The sequence below is a fragment of the Georgenia sp. M64 genome, assembly GCF_038049925.1.
Classification (GTDB): domain Bacteria; phylum Actinomycetota; class Actinomycetes; order Actinomycetales; family Actinomycetaceae; genus Georgenia.
Genome location: NZ_CP145809.1, coordinates 1214278 through 1232763, shown reverse-complemented (window position 1 = coordinate 1232763; position 18486 = coordinate 1214278). Strand labels below are relative to the sequence as shown.

Here is an 18486-nt window from a genome sequence, read left to right as displayed (position 1 = left end):
CGGCGACGGCCATCCGGGAGGGCCCGGCTCACCCCTGCTCCGGGGTCAGGGCCAGCGTGGGCGGGGGCTCGGTGCTGGGCGCGACGCCCATCTCGCGCAGCGCGAACGCCGTCACCTCGCGGAAGGTGGGGGCGGCGACCGTGCCGCCGTACGAGGTGCCCGCGCCGCGGTAGACGACCACGCCGACGGCGACCCGCGGGTCCTCCGCGGGGGCCACGCCGACGAAGGACCCGAGCCGGTTGCTCAGGCCGCCGGCGGCGTCGAGGATCTCGGCGGTGCCGGTCTTGGCCGCCACGCGGTACCCGGGCACCGCCCCCTGCGGGCCCGTGCCGCCGTCGGCGACCACCGTCTCCATCATCGCCAGCATGGTCTCGGCGGTGGCCGGGCTGACGACCTCCTCGCCGTCGGCGACCTCGGTGGGGGCGAAGACGCCGTCACCGTCGGTGGTGCCGTCCACGACGTGCGGGTCCATCCGGACGCCGTCGTTGCCGAGGGTGGCCACCATGGAGGTGTTCTGCAGCAGGGTCACCGACATGCCCTGGCCGAACATCGTCGTGTAGCGGGTGCGCCTGTCCCACGTGTCCGGGTCGCGCACGACGCCGGCGCTCTCGCCAGGCAGCTCGATGCCGGTCCGCTCGCCGAAGCCGAAGGCCCGCAGGAGCTCGAAGCGCGCGCGGTCGTCGACCAGGTCGCCGATCTGGACCGTCCCGGTGTTGGACGACATCTGGAGCACGCCCGTGGTGGTGAGGGTCTCGGTGGCGTGGGGGCTGTTGTCGCGGAACGTCTGGCCGTTGGGCATGGTGAGCGTGTCCGGCACGGTGAAGACGGTGTCCGGGGTGACGAGGCCCTGCTCGAGCGCGATGGCGAACGTGGGCAGCTTGCCCGTCGAGCCGGGCTCGTAGGGGCTCTGGACCGCCCGGGAGCCGCGGTCCTGCGCGTCCCAGGACTGGAAGTCGTTGGGGTCGACGGTGCCGGAGTCGGCCAGGGCGAGGATGCGCCCGGTGCCGATCTCCTCCACGACGACGGCGCCCCACGCACCGCCGTGGGTGGCCACGGCCTCGTCGATGCTGCGCTGGGCGAAGTACTGCAGGTCCCGGTCGATGGTGGTGTGCACCGTGCGGCCGGGGGCCGCCGGGACCTCCTCGCGGTGGCCGGTGGGGATGACCTGGCCGGTGCCGCCGATCTCCACCGTGAGCGAGCCGTCGGTGCCCGTGAGGGCGTCGTCGTAGGTGAGCTCGAGACCCGCGAGGCCCTGGCCGTCCGCGCCGACGAACCCCAGGACGTTCCCGGCGGTGGTGCCGTTGGGGTAGATGCGCTCCGTCGTCTCCTCCGGCTCGATGCCCGGGATCCGCAGCGCGTCGATCTCGCGCCACTGCTCCGGGGTCAGGCCCTTGGCGAGGTAGACGAACGTGGAGTCGCCCACGAGCTGGGCGCCGAGCTCGGCCTTGTCCCGGCCCAGCAGCGGCGCGAGAGCCTCGGCGGCCGCGGCCGCGCCCCGACCGACGACCTCCTCGTCCTCGTTCGTGACGACGTAGTTCTTGACGAGCCGCTGGTTGACCCCGATGTTGAAGCGCTCCACGGAGGTGGCCAGCACCTCGCCGTCGGCGTCGAGGATGTCACCGCGCGGGGCCCGGATCGCCGAGGTGCGGGTGCGGTCGTCCTTGGCCTGCTCGGCCAGCTCGGGCCCCTGGAACGCCTGGACGTAGACGAGACGGCCGGAGAAGACGAGCAGCACCGTCAGCACCGCGACGAGCGCGGCCTGACGCCGCACATGGGTGCGGGTGCGCACGGCGCCGGCGCTCACGGCGCGCCCTCCTCCGGGAGGCCGAGGAGCCGGCTGTCGGCGAGCTGGACGAAGCGCATCCCCTCCGCCGGGACCATGCCGAGGCTGTCCGCGCGGCGCTGCAGCTCGGCGGGCGAGCCGGCCTGCTCGACCTGGGCCCTGAGCGAGGCCTCCGCCTCGTCGAGGCGGTTCAGCGCCACCTGCTGGTCGTGGATCTCGTAGGCCGTGGCGGCCATCTGGGTGTTGAGCAGCAGGGCACCGAGGAGCGCCGCCCCCAGGACCGCCGCGCACAGGAGCAGGAAGGGGACGACGCTGCGCGCCGGGACCGGGCTGGCCACGACCTCCAGGCGCGGGCGCCAGCTGTGCTGCGGGCGGGGCGCGGTCTGCGCGCGGACCGGGACGGCGCTCATGCGTCGTACCTCCTTCGGGGGGCCGGGAGCAGGTGGTCGGGGGTGGGGCGGAGACGTTCCGCGGCGCGCAGGCGGACCGAGGTGGCGCGGGGGTTGCGGGCCCGTTCGGCCTCGTCGGCCTCCTCGGCGCCGCGGGTGAGGAGGCGCAGGTAGGGACGGTGCGACTCGGGCTCGACCGGCATGTCCGGCGGCGCCGAGGACGTCGCGCCGCGGGCGAGGACGGTCTTGACCGCCCGGTCCTCGAGGGAGTGGTAGGACTCGACGACGATCCGTCCGCCGACGGCGAGGGCCTCGACCGCCCGCGGGAGGGCCCGCTCGAGGACCTCGAGCTCGCCGTTGACCGCGATCCGCAGCGCCTGGAAGGTGCGCTTGGCCGGGTTGCCGCCCGTCCGGCGCGCCGCCTGGGGGATGTTCTCGCGGACGATCTCGACGAGCTCACCCGTCCGGGCCAGGGGACAGGTCTCGCGGCGCCGGACGATGGCGGCGGCGATCCGACCGGCGAACTTCTCCTCGCCGTACACCCGGAGGATGCGCCGCAACTCGGCCACGTCGGCGGTGGCGAGGAGCTCGGCGGCCGAGATGCCCGTGCTCTGGTCCATCCGCATGTCCAGCGGGGCGTCCTGGGCGTAGGCGAAGCCGCGGTCGGCGGCGTCGAGCTGGAGGGAGGAGACGCCCAGGTCCATGAGGACGCCCTCGACCGTCCCGGCGCGGCCGTGCTCGGCGGCGACGTCGTCGACGTGGTCGTAGGTGGTGTGCACGGCGGTGAACCGGTCGGCGAAGGGCGCCAGGCGCGCCGAGGCGAGGGCGATCGCCTGGGGGTCCCGGTCGATGCCGACGACCCTCAGTGCGGGGAAGCGTCGCAGCGCGGCCTCGGCGTGCCCGCCCATCCCCAGGGTCGCGTCGACGAGCACGGCACCGGGCGCGCCGACCGCCGGCGCGAGGAGATCGAGGCAGCGCTCGGCGAGCACCGGGACGTGCAGCGCCGCTGCGTCCGCCTCACTCATGCCATCTCCTCGGGTTGCCGCGTCGCGGCGGGTGCGTTGCTGGTCGGGGGCCCTCCACCGCCCGACCAGGACTCCCTCCGCTGCTCTGGCGCCGGGGAAGTGCGCCAGAGGTGCGGTGAGAGACCTCGTCGTGCGGGGGCTGGGGTGGTGCGTGGTGGTGCGTCGTCGGTCGGTAGGTCGGTCGGTCGGTCCGGGCGGTTCGTCAGAAGAGGCCGGGGATGACCTCCTCGGCGGTCTCGGCGAAGGCCTGCTCCTGCTCGGCGAGGTAGGCCTCCCAGGCGCCGGCGTCCCAGATCTCGATGCGGGAGCCCGCGCCGATGACGGCGAGGTCGCGCTCGAGGCCGGCGTAGCGGCGCAGCGGGGGCGGGATGGTGATCCGGCCCTGCTTGTCGGGGAGGTCGTCGGTGGCGCCGGAGAGGAAGACCCTCAGGTAGTCGCGGGCCTGCTTGCTCGCCAGGGGGGCCTGGCGCAGGCGCTGGTGCATCTCCTCGAAGTCGCGGGTGGGGAAGGCGTACAGACACCGCTCCTGCCCCTTGGTCAGGACGACGCCGGTGGCGAGCTGGTCACGGAACTTCGCGGGCAGGATCAGCCGACCCTTGTCGTCGAGACGAGGTGCATGGGTTCCCAGGAACACACCAGCACCCCCTTCCCGGTCGGAGCACCACCCGTTGCCCCCACATTACTCCACTTCCCTCCCCCGTCAACGACAAACGGTGGTGATGTGCGCCTGGGTCGCGATGACATCCCAGGTCAGCCCTAGTGGTGCGGAGTGGAGGGCCTTTTGACCCGGACGGCGTCCTCGTGACCCGTGCTGGCGGAGTTCGGGCCGGGGGCAGCGGGACGAACGGCGCGATGTCGCCGCGGTGGCGGCTCGGGACCCCGGTGAGCCGGGTCCATGCGGGCGCCGGTGGAGCGAAGTGGGGACGCCCCGGGTGACCCGTCCGTGCGGGCGCCGGTGGCGCGAGGTGGGGACGCCCCGGGTGACCCGTCCGTCCGGGCGCCGGTGGCGCGAGGTGGGGACGCCCCGGCGCGGGTGCTACCGGGCGGCGGCGGACGTGGTGATGGCGGACGGGGTGGGGACCGGCACGACGAAGCCCGCGGCCATGAGGCCGCGGGCTCGGTCAGAAGAGGTCGGGGTCAGCGGTTGCCCCGCTCCTCGTTGCGCCGGTTCCACCGGTCCTCCTGGCGCTGCATGAACCCCGCCGAGGTCGAACCCGAGCCCGTCGGGCGGCGGCCGCCCTTGACGGTGGGGCCCGCTCCGCCGCGCGGGCCGGAGATCGCGAGGAGGACGCCGCCGAGCATGGCGAGGAAGCCGAGGATGCCCAGCCACACCCACCCGGTCGCCACGCCGCCGACCAGCCCGCCGAGTCCCAGGAGGAAGAGCAGCGCGCCCAGGCTCAGGCGGCGCACGTCCGGGCGCTGACGGTCGGCGAGGGTGTTCGCGAGCTTGGGGTCGTCGGAGCGAAGCTGCTGCTCCATCTGCTGGAGCATGCGCTGCTCGTACTCGGAGAGAGGCATGAGACCCTCCAGTCGTCCCGCCGTCCCGTCGCTGGGGTGTGGACGACGGTGTTGTGACCAGGATAGGTCGCCGGAGCCGCGCGCGAAAGCGGGAACGGACCGGTGTGCGCCGGGACCGGGTCGTCGCCCCGTCACGAGGGCCCGGGACGCCCGCCCGGCCGCCCGCCGAGCAGCGACGCCGGCCGGAGCACGGCCGGCCCGAACCGCGCACGGACGCCGTCCATCGCCCGTTCGGCCCGCGCCTGGTGCGGGTCGTCGTCGAGCATCGCCTGGACCCCGGCCGAGGCGCTGACCAGCCGCTCCGCCCGGACCCCGAGGAGCCGGACCCCGGCGGCGGGCACCGCCACCCCGGCGAGGAGGTCGCGCGCGGCGGCGGCGAGGTCGCGGGCGAGGTCGGTGGGGGCCGCGAGCGTGCGGGACCTGGTCAGCGTGGTGAAGTCGGCCATCCGGACCTTGACCGAGACGGTCGAGCAGAGCATGCCGTCCGCGCGGAGGCGGGCGGCGCACTGGTGGGACTGGTCCAGCAGGACCCGGTCGAGGAGCTGCCGGTCGGTGACGTCCTCGGCGAAGGTCGTCTCCGTGCCCACGGACTTCTCGACCCGCCCGGGCGTCACCGGGCGTGGGTCGACGCCCCACGCGAGGTCGTGCAGGCGCTGACCGGCGGCGACCCCCAGGGTGCGGTGGAGCACCGGCAGCGGTGTGGCGGCGAGCTCGGCGACCGTGTCCCAGCCGCGCCGCTCGAGCACCTGCCGGGTCTTCTCCCCCACGCCCGACAGCGCCCCGACGGGGAGGGAGTGGAGGAAGGGGACGGTGGCGGCGGCGGGGACGAGGAGGAGCCCGTCCGGCTTGGCGTGGGTCGAGGCGAGCTTGGCCACGTGCTTGGTGGCCGCCACGCCGACCGAGGCCGTCACCCCGGTGCGCGCCCGCACCTCGCGGCGGACCCACCGGGCGATCGTCACCGGCGGGCCCATGCGGCGCAGGGCGCCCGAGACGTCGAGGAAGGCCTCATCGATGCTCACCTGCTCCATCACCGGGGTGACCTCCGCCAGGACGGCCATCACCTGGCGCGAGACCTCGGAGTAGCGCCCGTGGCGGGTGGGCAGGAACACCGCCTGCGGGCACAGGGCCCGCGCGCGGGCCACCGGCATGGCGGAGTGCACGCCGAAGGCCCGGGCCTCGTAGGTCGCCGAGGTCACCACCCCACGGTGCTCACCGCCCACGACGACGGGCAGCCCGCGCAGCTCGGGGCGGTCGAGGACCTCCACGGCGGCGAAGAACGCGTCCATGTCCACGTGCAGGACGGTGCACCCGGTGTCGTCGTCGCCCCAGGACCGTCCGGCCCGCTCACCGCGCGGAGCCCGGCTCACGCCCACCACCTCCGCCTCGGCCGACCGGGCCCCAGGCTAACGTGGGGCGGTGCCCGACCGCCCCCGACGCCGCCCAGCGCCGCGCACCCCGGCCGTCGAGCTCCCCACCGAGCCGGTCACCACCTCCATGGCCACGGCCACGCTGCGCCGGGAGCCCGGGGCACCGACGCTGGTCACGCTCGTCCTCGACGGCGCCGAGAGCTCGTGCCTCGACCTGGCCGACCCGGCCCACCTGGAGTTCGAGTACATGGAGCAGATGGCGCTCGTCGTCGAGGCGGCGCGCCCGACCGGGCCGCTGCGGGCCCTGCACCTGGGGGCCGCGGGGTGTGCCCTGCCGCGGGCCCTCGAGGCGCGCCGGCCCGGCTCCACCCAGGTCGCCGTCGAGATCGACGAGGTGCTCGCCCGGCTCGTCCGCGAGTGGTTCGACCTGCCCCGCTCCCCCCGCCTGCGCATCCGCACCGGCGACGCCCGCGCGGTCCTCGACTCGCTGCCGGACCGCTCGTGGGAGGTGGTGGTCCGGGACGTGTTCGCCCGCGGGGAGGTCCCGCGCCACGTCCGCACCGTCGAGGCGGCCGGGTCCGCCCAGCGGGTGCTGACGGCGGACGGTCTCTACCTCGTCAACCTCACGGACCACCCGCCCCTGCACCGGGCCCGCGCCGAGGTGGCGGCGCTCCAGGACACCTTCCCCCACGTGCTGCTGATCGCCGACCCCGCCATCCTGCGTGGTCGCCGGTACGGCAACGTCCTCCTCGCGGCGAGCGCGGCGCCCCTGCCGGTGGCCGCGCTCGACCGAGCCCTGCGCCGTCTGCCGCTGCCCGTGCGCCTCGTCGAGGGCAGCGCGCTGCGGGACTTCCGGGGCAGCGTGCCGGCCGCACGCGACGAGCCCGCCGGCCCCTCGCAGCAAGTGGCGCCCGCCGGCTGACGGTGCGCGAGCGCCGACGGTGCGCCACGGGCGGGTCGCCGCCCGGCGCTCAGGACCGGTCGCGCCGCTCGGCGAGGATCCGGGCGACGACGTCGCGCACCGGGGGCACGACCACGCCGCGCGCGGCCATGCGGCGCCGGGTCGCCCGGCGCGCCAGGACGAAGCCGGTGAGGCCGACCGCCCACACCAGGGCCTGGGTGCTCAGCGCCAGGCGGAAGTCGTCGAGCACGTAGTCGCCGTCGGGCCGGACGAGGTCGAGGACGAGTCCGACGAGGTAGATGGAGATGAGGGACGCGACGAACCCCCCGACGTTGACCAGACCCGTGGCGGTGCCCAGCCGCGCGGGCGGGACGAAGGTGCGCGCGAAGTCGAAGCCCACGTTCGACGCGGTGGCGGAGACGGTGAGGAGCACCACGAGCAGGGCGAGCTGCCAGACCGGGCGCGGCGTGCTCGCCGCCAGCACCGAGGCCCAGCCCGCGATCGTCGCCGCGACCGCCCCGGCCACGAGCCACGAGCGGCGCAGGGGGTGGCGCGCCGTCAGCTCCCCGGTGACCGGTCCCACGACGATGCCCGACAGGGCGGCGACGGTGAGCAGGGTGCTCGCGGCGACGGGGCTCAGGCCCTGCCCGGCCGTGAGGAACGGCACGCCCCACAGCAGCGTGAACGTGTTGGCCGGGAAGAGCCCGACGAAGTGGGTGAAGAACCCCAGCCAGGTCCCCGGCTCGCGCAGCACGGCACGCATCGGGACGCGGGTCCGCGGCGGGACGTCCACCGGGGCGGGTGGGACCTCCGAACCGGTGCCGACGGGCTGGACCGTGTCCCGCTCGCGGGCGGGACGGTCGCGGACGACGACCGCGGCCAGGATGCCGAGGAGGACGCCGAGGGCGGCGAGGGAGGTGAAGGCGGTGGTCCAGCCCGCCGCGAGGAGGAGCGCCATGAAGGGCACGGCCGAGAGGATCTGCCCGGTGGCACCGACGAGGCCGGTGACCTGGTTGAGCAGGGGCACCCGGCGCGCGGGGAACCAGGCCGGCACCAGCCGCAGGACCGAGACGAACGCGGTCGCGTCGCCGGCCCCGACGAGCACACGGGCCGCGAGCGCGAGGGGAAGGGTGTCGACGACCGCGAGCATCACCTGGCCGGCGGCGAGCAGGAGGGCCCCCGCCGCGAGCACGGTCCGGCTGCCGATCCGGTCGAGCAGGATCCCGACGGGCACCTGCGCGGCGGCGTAGACCGCGAGCTGGACGACCGAGAAGAGCGAGAGCGTGGTGGCGGAGATGTCGAACCGCTCGGCGGCCTGGAGCCCGGCGACGCCCAGGGACGTGCGCCCCGTGACGGCGACGACGTACACCGCCAGGGCCGCCGCCCACACGAGGTAGGCCGCGCGGGCGGGCGCGGGGGCGGTGAGGGACGGCACGCGGCCATTGTCCACCGCCCGGGGCGGGCGCCGGCGCGCCGCCCGGGCCGTGGGACGGCGCCGCAGCGCTCTCAGGCCTCGGGGTCGTCCTCGGGACGCCCGCCCGCGTGCTCGGCGAGGAACGCCTCCAGCTCGGCGCCGATCTGCTCGGCCGTGGGCATGTCCCCGTGGTCGGCGAGGAGGGTCTTCTGGTTCGGCTGGGCCGCGGCCTCCATGAAGGCGTCGTACTGCTGCTCGAGCGCGTGGACGACGGCGCCGACCTCGGCCGACGCCGAGACCTGTGCCTCGATCTGCGCGGCCGTCTCGGCCGCTGCGGCCTCCAGCTCACCCACGGGCAGCGCGAGGCCGGCGTGCGCCGCGATCTGCCGGACGAGCTCGGCGGCCGCGAGGGGGTACTCGGCCTGGGCGAGGTAGTGCGGGACGTGCGCGGCGAAGCCCAGCGCGTCGTGCCCGGCCCGCCCGAGCCGGAGCTCCAGCAGGGCCGCGATGTTGCCGGGCACCTGGACGGTGCCCATGAAGTGACGCTGGGTGTCCACGAGACCGCTCCGGCTGGCGTGCGACGTCACCGTCGTCGGGCGGGTGTGCGGGACCGCCATCGGGATGCCGTGCACGCCGATCGTCCGCTCGACGCCGAGGTCCTCGACGAGGCCGACGACCGCGGCGGTGAAGCGGTCCCACTGCAGGTCGGGCTCGGGGCCGTGGAGGAGCAGCAGCGCGGTGCCCTCGTCGTCGCGCAGGAGGTCCAGCGCGATGACCGGCTCGTCGTACTCCGTGAACCGCCAGTCCTCGAAGGTCATGGCAGGGCGCCGCGAGCGGTAGTCGACCAGCTCGTCGGGCTCGAAGGTGGCGACCCGCTCGACCTGGAGGGAGCCGAGGAGGTGCCGCGAGACCAGCGCGCCGGCGTGCCCGGCGTCGAGGGAGCCCCGCATGGCGTGCACGAGCACGGGGGTGGACTCCTGCGGCCGGGCGGCCAGCGTGTAGAGCTCATGGGGGTCGCGCATCGGCCGACTCCTCTCGTTCTGGTGGGTCGAGGTCTACCTCTGCCAACACTGCGGTGTCGCCGGGCATTCCGCGAGCGGACCGGCACCGGCCGCGCGCGGCAGGTGGCGCAGGTCCGTCGCAGATCCAGCCGGGTCCGCGGGACGTCCGGCCCGGACATGCCTGCACGGACCGTCCCGAGGACGGATAATGGATGGCCGTGCCGACGGCACGTCAGCCGCACCGCCGGTGCGCACGAGGAGAAGGAGCACGCGTGCAGCAGGCCCCCACGCCCGACCCGGCCGGCGCCGCCCAGGACACGGTGGCGGCCGCCGTCGGCGAGGAGCAGACCTACGTCGACCGCGTGTACACCCGCCTCGACGAGCTGCGCGCCTCCTACGGGTCCCGGCTGGCGGAGGTCCGGCGCGAGGGGCCGTCGGGGTCGCCGCAGAACCGCTCCGAGCGCGACGCGTTCGCGGCCCACTACTCCGACGCCGTGGCCCGGCTCGACCACGTCGAGAACCGGCTGGTCTTCGGCCGGCTGGACCTGCGGGCCGGCGAGGAGCCCCGCTACGTCGGGCGCATCGGCATGTCCGACGCCGAGCACGACCAGCTCCTCGTGGACTGGCGCGCCCCCTCGGCCCAGCCCTTCTACCAGGCCACGGCCGCGCACCCCGGCGACGTCGTGCGGCGCCGGCACCTCATGACCCGCTCCCGCACGGTGGTCGGGGTCGAGGACGAGCTGCTCGACCACGCCCACCTCGACGCCGACGTCGCCGACGGCCTCACCGGCGAGGGCGCGCTCTTCGCCGCGATGTCCGCGGCCCGCGAGGGGCACATGAGCGACATCGTCGCGACCATCCAGGCCGAGCAGGACGCCGTGATCCGCTCCCCCCTCGACGGCGTCCTCGTCGTCCAGGGCGGGCCGGGCACGGGCAAGACCGCGGTGGCGCTCCACCGCACCGCCTACCTCCTCTACGCCCACCGTCAGCGGCTGGAGCGGTCCGGCGTCCTCCTCGTGGGGCCGTCCCGGGTGTTCCTGCGCTACATCGACCAGGTGCTGCCCTCCCTGGGCGAGAGCGACGTCGTCGCCACCACGATGGCGGACCTCCTGCCCGGCACGACGGCGGACGCCGCCGAGGACGAGGAGGTCGCGGCCGTCAAGGGCCGCCTCGTCATGGCCGACGTCCTGGCCCGCGCCGTGCGCGGGCTGCAGCGGGTGCCCGAGCAGGTCCAGGAGCTCGACGTGGAGGGCGTGCGGCTGCGCCTCGACCCCGCCGACGTGCGCACCGCGATGGGCCGGGCCCGGCGCTCCGGGCTGCCCCACAACCAGGCGCGCGACACCTTCGCCCTGGCGATGCTCGACGTCCTCGTCCGCCAGTACGCCGCGGCGCGCGGGGCGGACGACCCGGAGGAGCGGCCGTACCTCTTCGAGGACGTGCGCAGCGCACGCGACGTGCGTGTCGCGCTCAACCTGTGCTGGATGCCGACGACGGCCCACGGCCTGCTCGAGCGCCTCTACGACCGGCCGGACCTGCTGGCCCGCCACGCCCCCCGGCTGGGCGCCGCCGACCGCGCCCTCCTGGCGCGCGAGCGCGGGTCCGCCTGGACGGTCGCGGACGTGCCGCTCCTCGACGAGCTCGCCGAGCTCCTGGGCCCCCACCAGCAGGCCGAGGCCTCCCGTGCCCGGGCCGAGGCGCGGCAGCAGGCGGCCGACGAGCTGCGCTACGCGCAGGAGGCGATCAGCTCCCAGGAGCTGGGGATGGGGATGGTCAGCGCGGAGATGCTCGCCGAGCGCTTCGCGGCGACCGGGCCGCGGCTGACGACGGCCGAGCGCGCCTCGGCCGACCGGTCCTGGACCTACGGCCACATCGTCGTCGACGAGGCGCAGGAGCTCAGCCCCATGGCGTGGCGCTCGCTGCTGCGCCGGTGCCCCTCGCGCTCGATGACCGTCGTCGGCGACCTCGCCCAGCGCAGCGGGCACCGGCCCGCCCGGTCCTGGGCGGACGTCCTCGGCGGCGCGGGCAGCGAGCACGTGCGGGAGTCGGTCCTCACGATCAGCTACCGGACGCCGGCCACGGTGATGGACGCGGCCACGGCGGTGATGACCGCCGCCGGGGCGGCCCCGGCCTACCCGGTCCGCGCGGCGCGGGACCTGCCCGGCTCGCTGGTGACCACCCGGGCGAGGGACCTCGCCGGCACGGCGGCCGACGTCGTGCGCGCGGAGCTCGCGGCGCTGGACCGCACCGACGGCCCCGGCCGCGGCCGGGTGGCCGTGCTGGTGCCCCGCGGGCAGGAGTCGCTGGTGGTCCGGGCGCTCGCCGGGGACCCCGCGCTGGCGGCGGCGCTGCGCGGGCCGGACGGGGACCCGCTCGACGCCCGCGTCGTGGTGGTCGACGCGGTGGCGGCCAAGGGTCTGGAGTTCGACGTCGTCGTCCTCGTGGAGCCGGGCCGGATCGGTGCGGGCGGCCACGGCGACCTCTACGTCGCCATGACGCGCCCGACGCGCCGGCTCCACGTCGTCCACGCCGAGGACCTGCCGGCCGGGCTGCGCTGAGCGCCCCTGGGCGGCCGCCCGTCCCGACGCGCCACGGCGCCGAGGGCGCCCGGCCCACGGAGTGGACGGACTTGCTCCGGATCGCGAGACGGGCGGACGATGGCGCCGTGGCCAAGGCACTGCTCCTCGAGAACCCGCACCCCGACGCCGACCCGATCCTGGCCGCCGCCGGGTACGAGGTCGTGCGCCACCCCGGCGCGCTCGAGGAGGACGAGCTCATCGCCGCCCTCGACGGCGTGAGCCTGCTGGGCATCCGCTCGCGCACGCAGGTCACCGAGCGGGTGCTCGCCGCCCGGCCGGACCTGCTCGCCGTCGGCGCCTTCTGCATCGGGACCAACCAGATCGACCTGCGCGGCGCGGCCCGGCGCGGCATCGCGGTGTTCAACGCCCCGTTCTCCAACACCCGCTCGGTCGTCGAGCTGGCCGTGGGCGAGATCATCGCCCTCACGCGCCGGCTGACCGTGCGCGACCGCGCCCTGCACGCCGGCGTGTGGGACAAGTCCGCAGCCGGCTCGCACGAGGTGCGCGGCCGGACGCTGGGCATCATCGGCTACGGCAACATCGGCACCCAGCTCTCGGTCGTCGCCGAGGCGCTGGGCATGCGGGTCGTCTTCCACGACACCGCCGAGAAGCTGGCCCTGGGCAACGCCCAGCGCATGGGGTCGATGGCCGAGCTCCTGGCCGTCGCCGACGTCGTGAGCCTCCACGTCGACGGGCGGGCCGGCAACGCCGGGATGTTCGGGGCCGAGCAGTTCGAGCAGATGAAGCACGGCGCGAGCTTCCTCAACCTCTCGCGCGGCTTCCTCGTCGACTACGACACGCTCCGGGAGAAGATCCTGGACGGGTCGCTCTCGGGTGCCGCCGTCGACGTCTTCCCCGAGGAGCCGGCGAAGAACGGCGACCCCTTCGACTCCCCGCTGCGCGGCCTGCCCAACGTCATCCTCACCCCGCACGTGGGCGGGTCGACCCAGGAGGCGCAGGAGAACATCGGGCACTTCGTGGCCGTCAAGCTCGTCAAGTACGCCCGCACCGGCTCGACGGACCTGTCGGTCAACGTCCCCCGGCTGCACCTCGAGCCCTCGGAGAACGCCCGCTACCGCGTGGTGTTCCTCCACCGCAACACCCCCGGCGTCCTGGCGCTGGTCAACCAGACGTTCGCCGAGCACGGCGCCAACATCGAGGGCCAGATCCTGGGCACCATGGGCGAGCTCGGCTACGTCGTCACCGACATCAGCTCCGAGCTCCCCCGCGAGGCCGTCGAGGCCGTGCGGCAGATGGAGGACACCATCCGCCTGCGCGTGATGGTGCGGCCGGAGGCCGAGCGCGGGCGCGACGACGACTGAGTCCTCGCAGTACGGTCGGGGGATGTTCACCCCCGCGCCCGGGCGCTACGAGGCGATGCCCTACCGACGCTGCGGCCGCAGCGGGCTGGACCTGCCCGCGATCGCGCTGGGCCTCTGGCAGAACTTCGGCGAGGGCACGCCCGAGGCCGGCCAGCGTGAGATCGTCCGGCGCGCGGTCGACCTGGGCATCACCCACCTCGACCTCGCCAACAACTACGGGCCCCCGCCCGGCGCGGCCGAGGCGGCGCTCGGCCGGCTGCTCGCCACCGACCTGGCCGGCCTGCGCGACGAGCTGGTCATCTCCACCAAGGCGGGCTACACGCAGTGGCCCGGTCCCTACGGCGAGGGCGGCTCGCGCAAGTACCTCCTCGCCTCGCTCGACCAGTCGCTCGGCCGGCTGGGCCTGGACCACGTCGACATCTTCTACTCCCACCGCTTCGACCCCACGACGCCCCTGCACGAGACGCTCGGGGCGCTGCTCACGGCGGTGCGGTCGGGGCGGGCGCGCTACGCGGGGATCTCCTCCTACTCCGCCGAGCGCACCGTCCAGGCCCTGGCGGTCGCCGCGGAGATCGGTCTCGACCTGCTCGTGCACCAGCCGTCGTACTCGATGGTCAACCGCTGGGTCGAGGACGGCGACCCCAGCCTGCTCGACGTCGTCGGCGAGGCGGGGCTGGGCACCGTGGTCTTCTCCCCGCTGGCCCAGGGCCTGCTCACCGACAAGTACCTCGACGGCGTCCCCGGGGACTCGCGAGCCGCCCGCGGCGGGCCCTTCCGCCGGGAGTTCCTCACCGAGGAGACCCTCGGCCACGTCCGGGCGCTGAACGAGATCGCGGCGGCCCGCGGCCAGACCCTGGCGCAGATGGCGATCGCCTGGGTCCTGCGCGACCCCCGGGTGACCACGGCCCTCGTCGGCGCCTCGAGCCCCGCCCAGCTCGAGAGCTCCGTCGCGGCCCTCGACGGACCGGCCTTCTCGCCGGACGAGCTCACGGCGATCGACGGCCACGCGGTCGACGCGGGCGTCAACATCTGGGGACCTCGATCGTCGGACCTGTGACGGGCGCCGCGACCTACGGCGGCGTAGGTTGACCTGCGGGACCGACCGTTCCCGCGACCGGAGGAGGACGTTGATGGCGACGCAGGGTACCGACACCCCGACCGAGATCACGGTGCCCGAACACGGGGTGGCCGAGCTGCTGCGCCGGGCGACGCAGCGTCACGGCGACCGGGTGGCGCTGGACTTCCTCGGCAGGTCGACCACCTACGCCGAGCTCGCCGAGCAGGTCCGCCGGGCGGCGGGCCTCCTCGCGGCCGCCGGGGTGGGGCCGGGCGACCGCGTGGCGCTCGTGCTGCCCAACTGCCCGCAGCACGTCGTCGCGTTCTACGCCGTGCTGCGGCTCGGCGCCGTGGTGGCCGAGCACAACCCTCTCGCGCCGGCCGCGGAGCTGCACGAGCAGCTCGAGGGCCACGGCGCCCGGGTGGTCATCGCGTGGGAGAAGGTCGTCGGCAACGTCGTCGGCGGGGGGCGGACCGTCTTCGCGGTGGACCTCACCGCGGCGCTGCCCCTGCGCTCCCGGCTCCTCCTCAGGCTGCCCGTCGCGGCGGCCCGGGCCCAGCGCGAGACGATGCGCGGACCGGTGCCGGCAGGGGTGCGCAGCTGGGACCGCGAGCTGCGCGGCGCCACCCCCCTGGCCGCCAACCACCCCGCGCCGGGACCGGCGGACCTCGCCGTCCTCCTCCACACGGGCGGCACGACCGGCACCCCCAAGGCGGTCGCCCTCACGCACCGCAACCTGCTGGCCAACGCCGAGCAGGGCCGAGCCTGGGTGGCGGGCCTGCGCGAGGGCGAGGAGACCATCTACGGCGTCCTGCCGTTCTTCCACGCCTTCGGTCTCACCCTGTGCCTGACCTTCGCCGTCGACATGGGGGCCACGCAGGTCGTCCTGCCGCGCTTCGACGTCGACATGGTGCTCTCCGCGATGCGCCGCCACCCGGCGACCTTCTTCCCCGGCGTCCCCCCGATGTTCGACCGCCTGGCGACCGCGGCGCGGGAGCGGGGCACCGACATGTCATCGGTCGGCTACGCGATCTCCGGCGCCATGGCCCTGGACGGCGACGTCGCCCGACGGTGGGAGGAGGTCACCGGAGGCCTCATCATCGAGGGGTACGGCATGACCGAGTGCTCCCCCGTCATCCTGGGCAACCCCTTCAACGAGACACGGCGCCCGGGCGCCCTCGGCGTGCCCTTCCCCTCCACCGAGGTCCGCCTGGTCGACCCGGAGGAGCCGACCCGGGACGTGCCCGCCGGCGAGGTCGGCGAGCTCATCGTGCGGGGCCCGCAGGTCTTTGCCGGGTACTACGGCAAGCCCGAGGAGACGGCGGAGGTCATGCTCGAGGGCGGGTGGCTGCGCACCGGCGACCTCGTCCGGCGCGACCCGGACGGCTTCTACGTGCTGGCCGACCGCCGCAAGGAGCTCATCATCTCCGGCGGCTTCAACGTCTACCCCTCCCAGGTCGAGGACGCCGTCCGGTCGATGCCCGGCGTCATCGACGTCGCGGTCGTCGGCCTGCCGGACTCCTCCCGCGGCGAGAGCGTCGTGGCGGCCCTCGTGCTCGAGCCCGGTGCCAGCGTCGACCTCGAGGCGGTCCGCCACTGGACACGCGAACGCCTCTCCGCGTACGCGATGCCTCGCTCGATCGCCGTGCTGGAGGAGCTCCCGCGGTCCCAGCTCGGCAAGGTGCTGCGGCGCTCGGTGCGGGACCGCCTGCTCGAGGTCGGTGTGCACGTCCGCGAGATGGGCGAGCACGTCCGCGAGGGGCACCTCGCCGACCACCTGCCCGGACCACTGCGGGGACGCGACCACGAGCCTGGCGAGACGTCCGGCGCGAAGACGCGCGCGAGCTCCGGCGAGAAGCCCGGTGGCGGTCCGGCCGCAGGCTGAGAACGAGGACGGCCGCCGGTGACGGCGGCTTCCCCTCCGCCGTCACCGGCGGCTGCCGGTGCGCCGGAGCCCCGGAGGACTCGACGGCAGACCCAGGCTAGCGGACCCCCGACCGCCCCGCCTGGTCTTCGGGGCCGCCGTCGGCCACCGTCCGGCCGGCATCGTCGGCCACCGTCCGGCCGGCACCGTCGGCAGCCGCCGCACCGGCGTCCGACGTCGTCGCCGGATCCCCCGTGCCGGACGCGTCGTGCCCGGCGCGCAGCGCCCCGATGGCCGCCTCGAAGTCCTCGAGGGAGGCGAAGGATGAGTAGACGCTGGCGAAGCGCAGGTACGCGACCTCGTCGAGGTCCCGCAGCGGGCCGAGGATCGCCAGCCCGATCTCGTGCGCGTCGATCTGGGCGCTGCCGCTCGCCCGGACCGCCTCCTCGACCTGCTGGGCGAGGAGCGCCAGGTCGTCGTCGGAGACGGGGCGTCCCTGGCAGGCCTTGCGCACGCCCGCGACGACCTTGTCCCGGCTGAAGGCCTCGGTGGCGCCGGAGCGCTTGACCACCGTGAGGCTCGAGGTCTCGAGCGTGGTGAAGCGTCGTCCGCAGCTGGGGCACTGACGGCGACGCCGGATGGACATCCCGTCCTCGGCGGTGCGCGAGTCGATCACGCGGGAGTCGGCATGACGACAGAACGGACAGTGCACCGGAGCCTCCTCACCGGGCCCCCGAGGGCCGGTCCGGACGGCGGCACCGCCCGGCCCGTCCCCGCGCGGGGACCGCTCGGAACGGTAGGTCGCGGCGGCCGTCCGGCGCAAACGCGCCGCAGCCGCCTGCCGCCACCCGCGACCGGCCCGCGGGTCGGCCGCCGACCCCCGGGTCAGCCGCCGGCCGGCACGAGCAGGGCCTGACCCGGCTCGAGGACCTCCGTGGCGAGGCCGTTGAGCTGGACGATCTCGGCGACGACGTCGCGCACGTCCTGCCCCGGCTCGGCCGCCGAGCCGGCCACTGCCCACAGGGTCTCCCCCGGCACCACGGTGTGGGTCACCGCCTCGGCCGCGGCGCCGGAGGAGACCGCCTGCCCGGCGACCGTTCCCAGCACGAGCGCGAGCCCGAGCGCCACGAGGAGGGCGAGGGCCGCGACGACCCGCCGGCCGAGCGCCGTGAGGCGCAGCGGCGCCGCCCGCCGCGCGGCAGGGCGCGCGGCCACGGACGGGCCGCGGTCGGCGCCCGGGGCGGAGGACCGTGCCGGCGACGGGACGAAGTCCGGCCCCACCAGCTGGAGGCGAGGCCGCCGCGGCTCGGCCGACACCCCCGGCCGTGGCCGGGCCTGCGGGGACGGCTGCCAGGCCGGGTGGGCCACCAGTGCGCTCATCTTGTCCTCCTCGAACTGCTGTTCGTCAAACGTCTGTACGTCACAGTAGTGCGGTCCGGGACGAATGTCGACACACCGTCGAACAGATGTTTGAGATTCTCGCTCCGGGCTCCTACGCTGCTGGTACGAAGCCCATCACCGACCACTGACATCGCCGGTCGCCCGCCCTGGGCGGCGGTCAGGAAGGACCACGGCCGTGAGCACACCCGAGGACACCGGCACCACCACCCCGCACGCACTGACGGGGCGCGACCTCACCGAGCGACAGCGCCGCGTGCTCGAGACCATCCGGTCCGCGGTGCACGCGCACGGCTACCCGCCGAGCATGCGCGAGATCGGCGAGGCCGTGGGCCTGACCAGCCCGTCGTCGGTCAAGCACCAGCTGGGCGTGCTCGAGCGCAAGGGCTACGTCCGGCGGGACCCGAACCGGCCACGCGCGATGGAGCTCATGGACGAGGTCCGCGAGGTCTCGGGCGGCCCGACCGACGGCGACGGCCTGCGTGCCGGCGCGCCCACCTACGTCCCGGTGGTGGGCCGGATCGCCGCCGGCGGGCCCATCCTCGCCGAGCAGGCCGTCGAGGACGTGTTCCCGCTGCCGCGCCAGCTCGTCGGCGACGGCGAGCTCTTCATGCTCAAGGTGGTCGGGGAGTCCATGATCGACGCGGCGATCTGCGACGGCGACTGGGTGGTGGTGCGCCGTCAGCCGGTGGCGGAGAACGGGGAGATCGTCGCGGCGATGCTCGACGGCGAGGCGACCGTCAAGACGTTCCAGCACCGCGACGGGCACGTGTGGCTGCTGCCGCACAACCCTGCGTTCGCCCCGATCCCGGGGGATGACGCCCAGGTGCTCGGCCGGGTCGTCACCGTCCTGCGGAGCCTGTAGTCGCCC

General features: G+C 75.2%; 16 protein-coding genes. 6 read left to right on the top strand and 10 right to left on the bottom strand.

Annotation, left to right across the window (positions count from 1 at the left end; genetic code table 11):
* Nucleotides 1-28: 28 nt before the first annotated feature.
* The 6 genes from AAEM63_RS05565 to dinB all read right to left on the bottom strand — a co-directional run bounded on the left by AAEM63_RS05565 (nucleotide 29) and on the right by dinB (nucleotide 6082).
* Nucleotides 29-1804, bottom strand: a complete 1776-nt coding sequence (locus AAEM63_RS05565; RefSeq protein ID WP_341360637.1) for a penicillin-binding protein 2 — start codon at nucleotides 1802-1804, stop codon at nucleotides 29-31.
* A complete protein-coding gene (locus AAEM63_RS05560) occupies nucleotides 1801-2193 on the bottom strand; it encodes a hypothetical protein (protein ID WP_341360636.1) in 393 nt (130 codons plus the stop codon). The genes AAEM63_RS05565 and AAEM63_RS05560 overlap by 4 nt, the downstream gene beginning before the upstream one ends.
* On the bottom strand, nucleotides 2190-3197 hold the full coding sequence (rsmH, locus tag AAEM63_RS05555; RefSeq protein ID WP_341360635.1) for a 16S rRNA (cytosine(1402)-N(4))-methyltransferase RsmH: 1008 nt from the start codon (nucleotides 3195-3197) through the stop codon (nucleotides 2190-2192). The genes AAEM63_RS05560 and rsmH overlap by 4 nt, the downstream gene beginning before the upstream one ends.
* Nucleotides 3198-3399: 202 nt before the next feature.
* The gene (gene mraZ / locus AAEM63_RS05550) at nucleotides 3400-3831 is read right to left on the bottom strand and encodes a division/cell wall cluster transcriptional repressor MraZ (RefSeq protein WP_123917795.1); all 432 of its coding nucleotides are present in this window, start codon (nucleotides 3829-3831) and stop codon (nucleotides 3400-3402) included.
* A gap of 503 nt (nucleotides 3832-4334) precedes the next feature.
* Nucleotides 4335-4715 carry a DUF3040 domain-containing protein gene (locus AAEM63_RS05545; protein WP_341360634.1) on the bottom strand — a complete coding sequence of 127 codons (381 nt, stop codon included), beginning with the start codon at nucleotides 4713-4715 and terminating at the stop codon, nucleotides 4335-4337.
* 131 nt (nucleotides 4716-4846) lie between these two features.
* Entirely contained in the window at nucleotides 4847-6082 is a 1236-nt protein-coding gene (gene dinB, locus AAEM63_RS05540) for a DNA polymerase IV (protein ID WP_341360633.1), read from the bottom strand.
* 49 nt (nucleotides 6083-6131) lie between these two features.
* On the opposite strand from dinB, the gene AAEM63_RS05535 reads away from it, so the two are divergent.
* Entirely contained in the window at nucleotides 6132-7004 is an 873-nt protein-coding gene (locus AAEM63_RS05535; protein ID WP_341360632.1) for a fused MFS/spermidine synthase, read from the top strand.
* 49 nt (nucleotides 7005-7053) lie between these two features.
* Here AAEM63_RS05535 and AAEM63_RS05530 read toward each other — a convergent pair whose 3' ends face one another.
* Nucleotides 7054-8418 carry an MFS transporter gene (locus AAEM63_RS05530; protein WP_341360631.1) on the bottom strand — a complete coding sequence of 455 codons (1365 nt, stop codon included), beginning with the start codon at nucleotides 8416-8418 and terminating at the stop codon, nucleotides 7054-7056.
* A 71-nt stretch (nucleotides 8419-8489) separates the two neighbouring features.
* Nucleotides 8490-9419, bottom strand: a complete 930-nt coding sequence (locus AAEM63_RS05525; RefSeq protein ID WP_341360630.1) for a PAC2 family protein — start codon at nucleotides 9417-9419, stop codon at nucleotides 8490-8492.
* A 251-nt stretch (nucleotides 9420-9670) separates the two neighbouring features.
* Between AAEM63_RS05525 and AAEM63_RS05520 the strand changes: the two genes are divergently transcribed.
* The 4 genes from AAEM63_RS05520 (at nucleotide 9671) to AAEM63_RS05505 (ending at nucleotide 16238) form a co-directional block, all read left to right on the top strand.
* Nucleotides 9671-11953 carry an AAA family ATPase gene (locus AAEM63_RS05520; protein ID WP_341360629.1) on the top strand — a complete coding sequence of 761 codons (2283 nt, stop codon included), beginning with the start codon at nucleotides 9671-9673 and terminating at the stop codon, nucleotides 11951-11953.
* A 107-nt stretch (nucleotides 11954-12060) separates the two neighbouring features.
* The gene (gene serA, locus AAEM63_RS05515; RefSeq protein WP_341360628.1) at nucleotides 12061-13296 is read left to right on the top strand and encodes a phosphoglycerate dehydrogenase; all 1236 of its coding nucleotides are present in this window, start codon (nucleotides 12061-12063) and stop codon (nucleotides 13294-13296) included.
* A 22-nt stretch (nucleotides 13297-13318) separates the two neighbouring features.
* A complete protein-coding gene (locus AAEM63_RS05510; protein ID WP_341360627.1) occupies nucleotides 13319-14353 on the top strand; it encodes an aldo/keto reductase in 1035 nt (344 codons plus the stop codon).
* A gap of 73 nt (nucleotides 14354-14426) precedes the next feature.
* Nucleotides 14427-16238, top strand: coding sequence for an AMP-binding protein (locus AAEM63_RS05505; protein WP_341360626.1), 1812 nt, complete (start codon nucleotides 14427-14429; stop codon nucleotides 16236-16238).
* A gap of 97 nt (nucleotides 16239-16335) precedes the next feature.
* Here the strand turns inward: AAEM63_RS05505 and nrdR are convergent, their stop codons facing one another.
* Together nrdR and AAEM63_RS05495 are read right to left on the bottom strand one after the other, a co-directional pair.
* Nucleotides 16336-16929, bottom strand: coding sequence for a transcriptional regulator NrdR (gene nrdR / locus AAEM63_RS05500; protein WP_341360625.1), 594 nt, complete (start codon nucleotides 16927-16929; stop codon nucleotides 16336-16338).
* A gap of 173 nt (nucleotides 16930-17102) precedes the next feature.
* The gene (locus AAEM63_RS05495) at nucleotides 17103-17597 is read right to left on the bottom strand and encodes a LysM peptidoglycan-binding domain-containing protein (RefSeq protein ID WP_341360624.1); all 495 of its coding nucleotides are present in this window, start codon (nucleotides 17595-17597) and stop codon (nucleotides 17103-17105) included.
* A gap of 196 nt (nucleotides 17598-17793) precedes the next feature.
* Between AAEM63_RS05495 and lexA the strand changes: the two genes are divergently transcribed.
* On the top strand, nucleotides 17794-18480 hold the full coding sequence (lexA, locus tag AAEM63_RS05490; protein ID WP_341360623.1) for a transcriptional repressor LexA: 687 nt from the start codon (nucleotides 17794-17796) through the stop codon (nucleotides 18478-18480).
* Nucleotides 18481-18486 lie beyond the last annotated feature (6 nt).

Excerpts from the sequence above, each read along its gene's own strand:
- AAEM63_RS05560 (WP_341360636.1), bottom strand. The coding sequence starts at position 2,193 with ATGAGCGCCGTCCCGGTCCGCGCGCAGACCGCGCCCCGCCCGCAGCAC.
- rsmH (WP_341360635.1), bottom strand. The coding sequence starts at position 3,197 with ATGAGTGAGGCGGACGCAGCGGCGCTGCACGTCCCGGTGCTCGCCGAG.
- AAEM63_RS05545 (WP_341360634.1), bottom strand. The coding sequence starts at position 4,715 with ATGCCTCTCTCCGAGTACGAGCAGCGCATGCTCCAGCAGATGGAGCAG.
- AAEM63_RS05525 (WP_341360630.1), bottom strand. The coding sequence starts at position 9,419 with ATGCGCGACCCCCATGAGCTCTACACGCTGGCCGCCCGGCCGCAGGAG.
- AAEM63_RS05510 (WP_341360627.1), top strand. The coding sequence starts at position 13,319 with ATGTTCACCCCCGCGCCCGGGCGCTACGAGGCGATGCCCTACCGACGC.
- AAEM63_RS05505 (WP_341360626.1), top strand. The coding sequence starts at position 14,427 with ATGGCGACGCAGGGTACCGACACCCCGACCGAGATCACGGTGCCCGAA.
- AAEM63_RS05495 (WP_341360624.1), bottom strand. The coding sequence starts at position 17,597 with ATGAGCGCACTGGTGGCCCACCCGGCCTGGCAGCCGTCCCCGCAGGCC.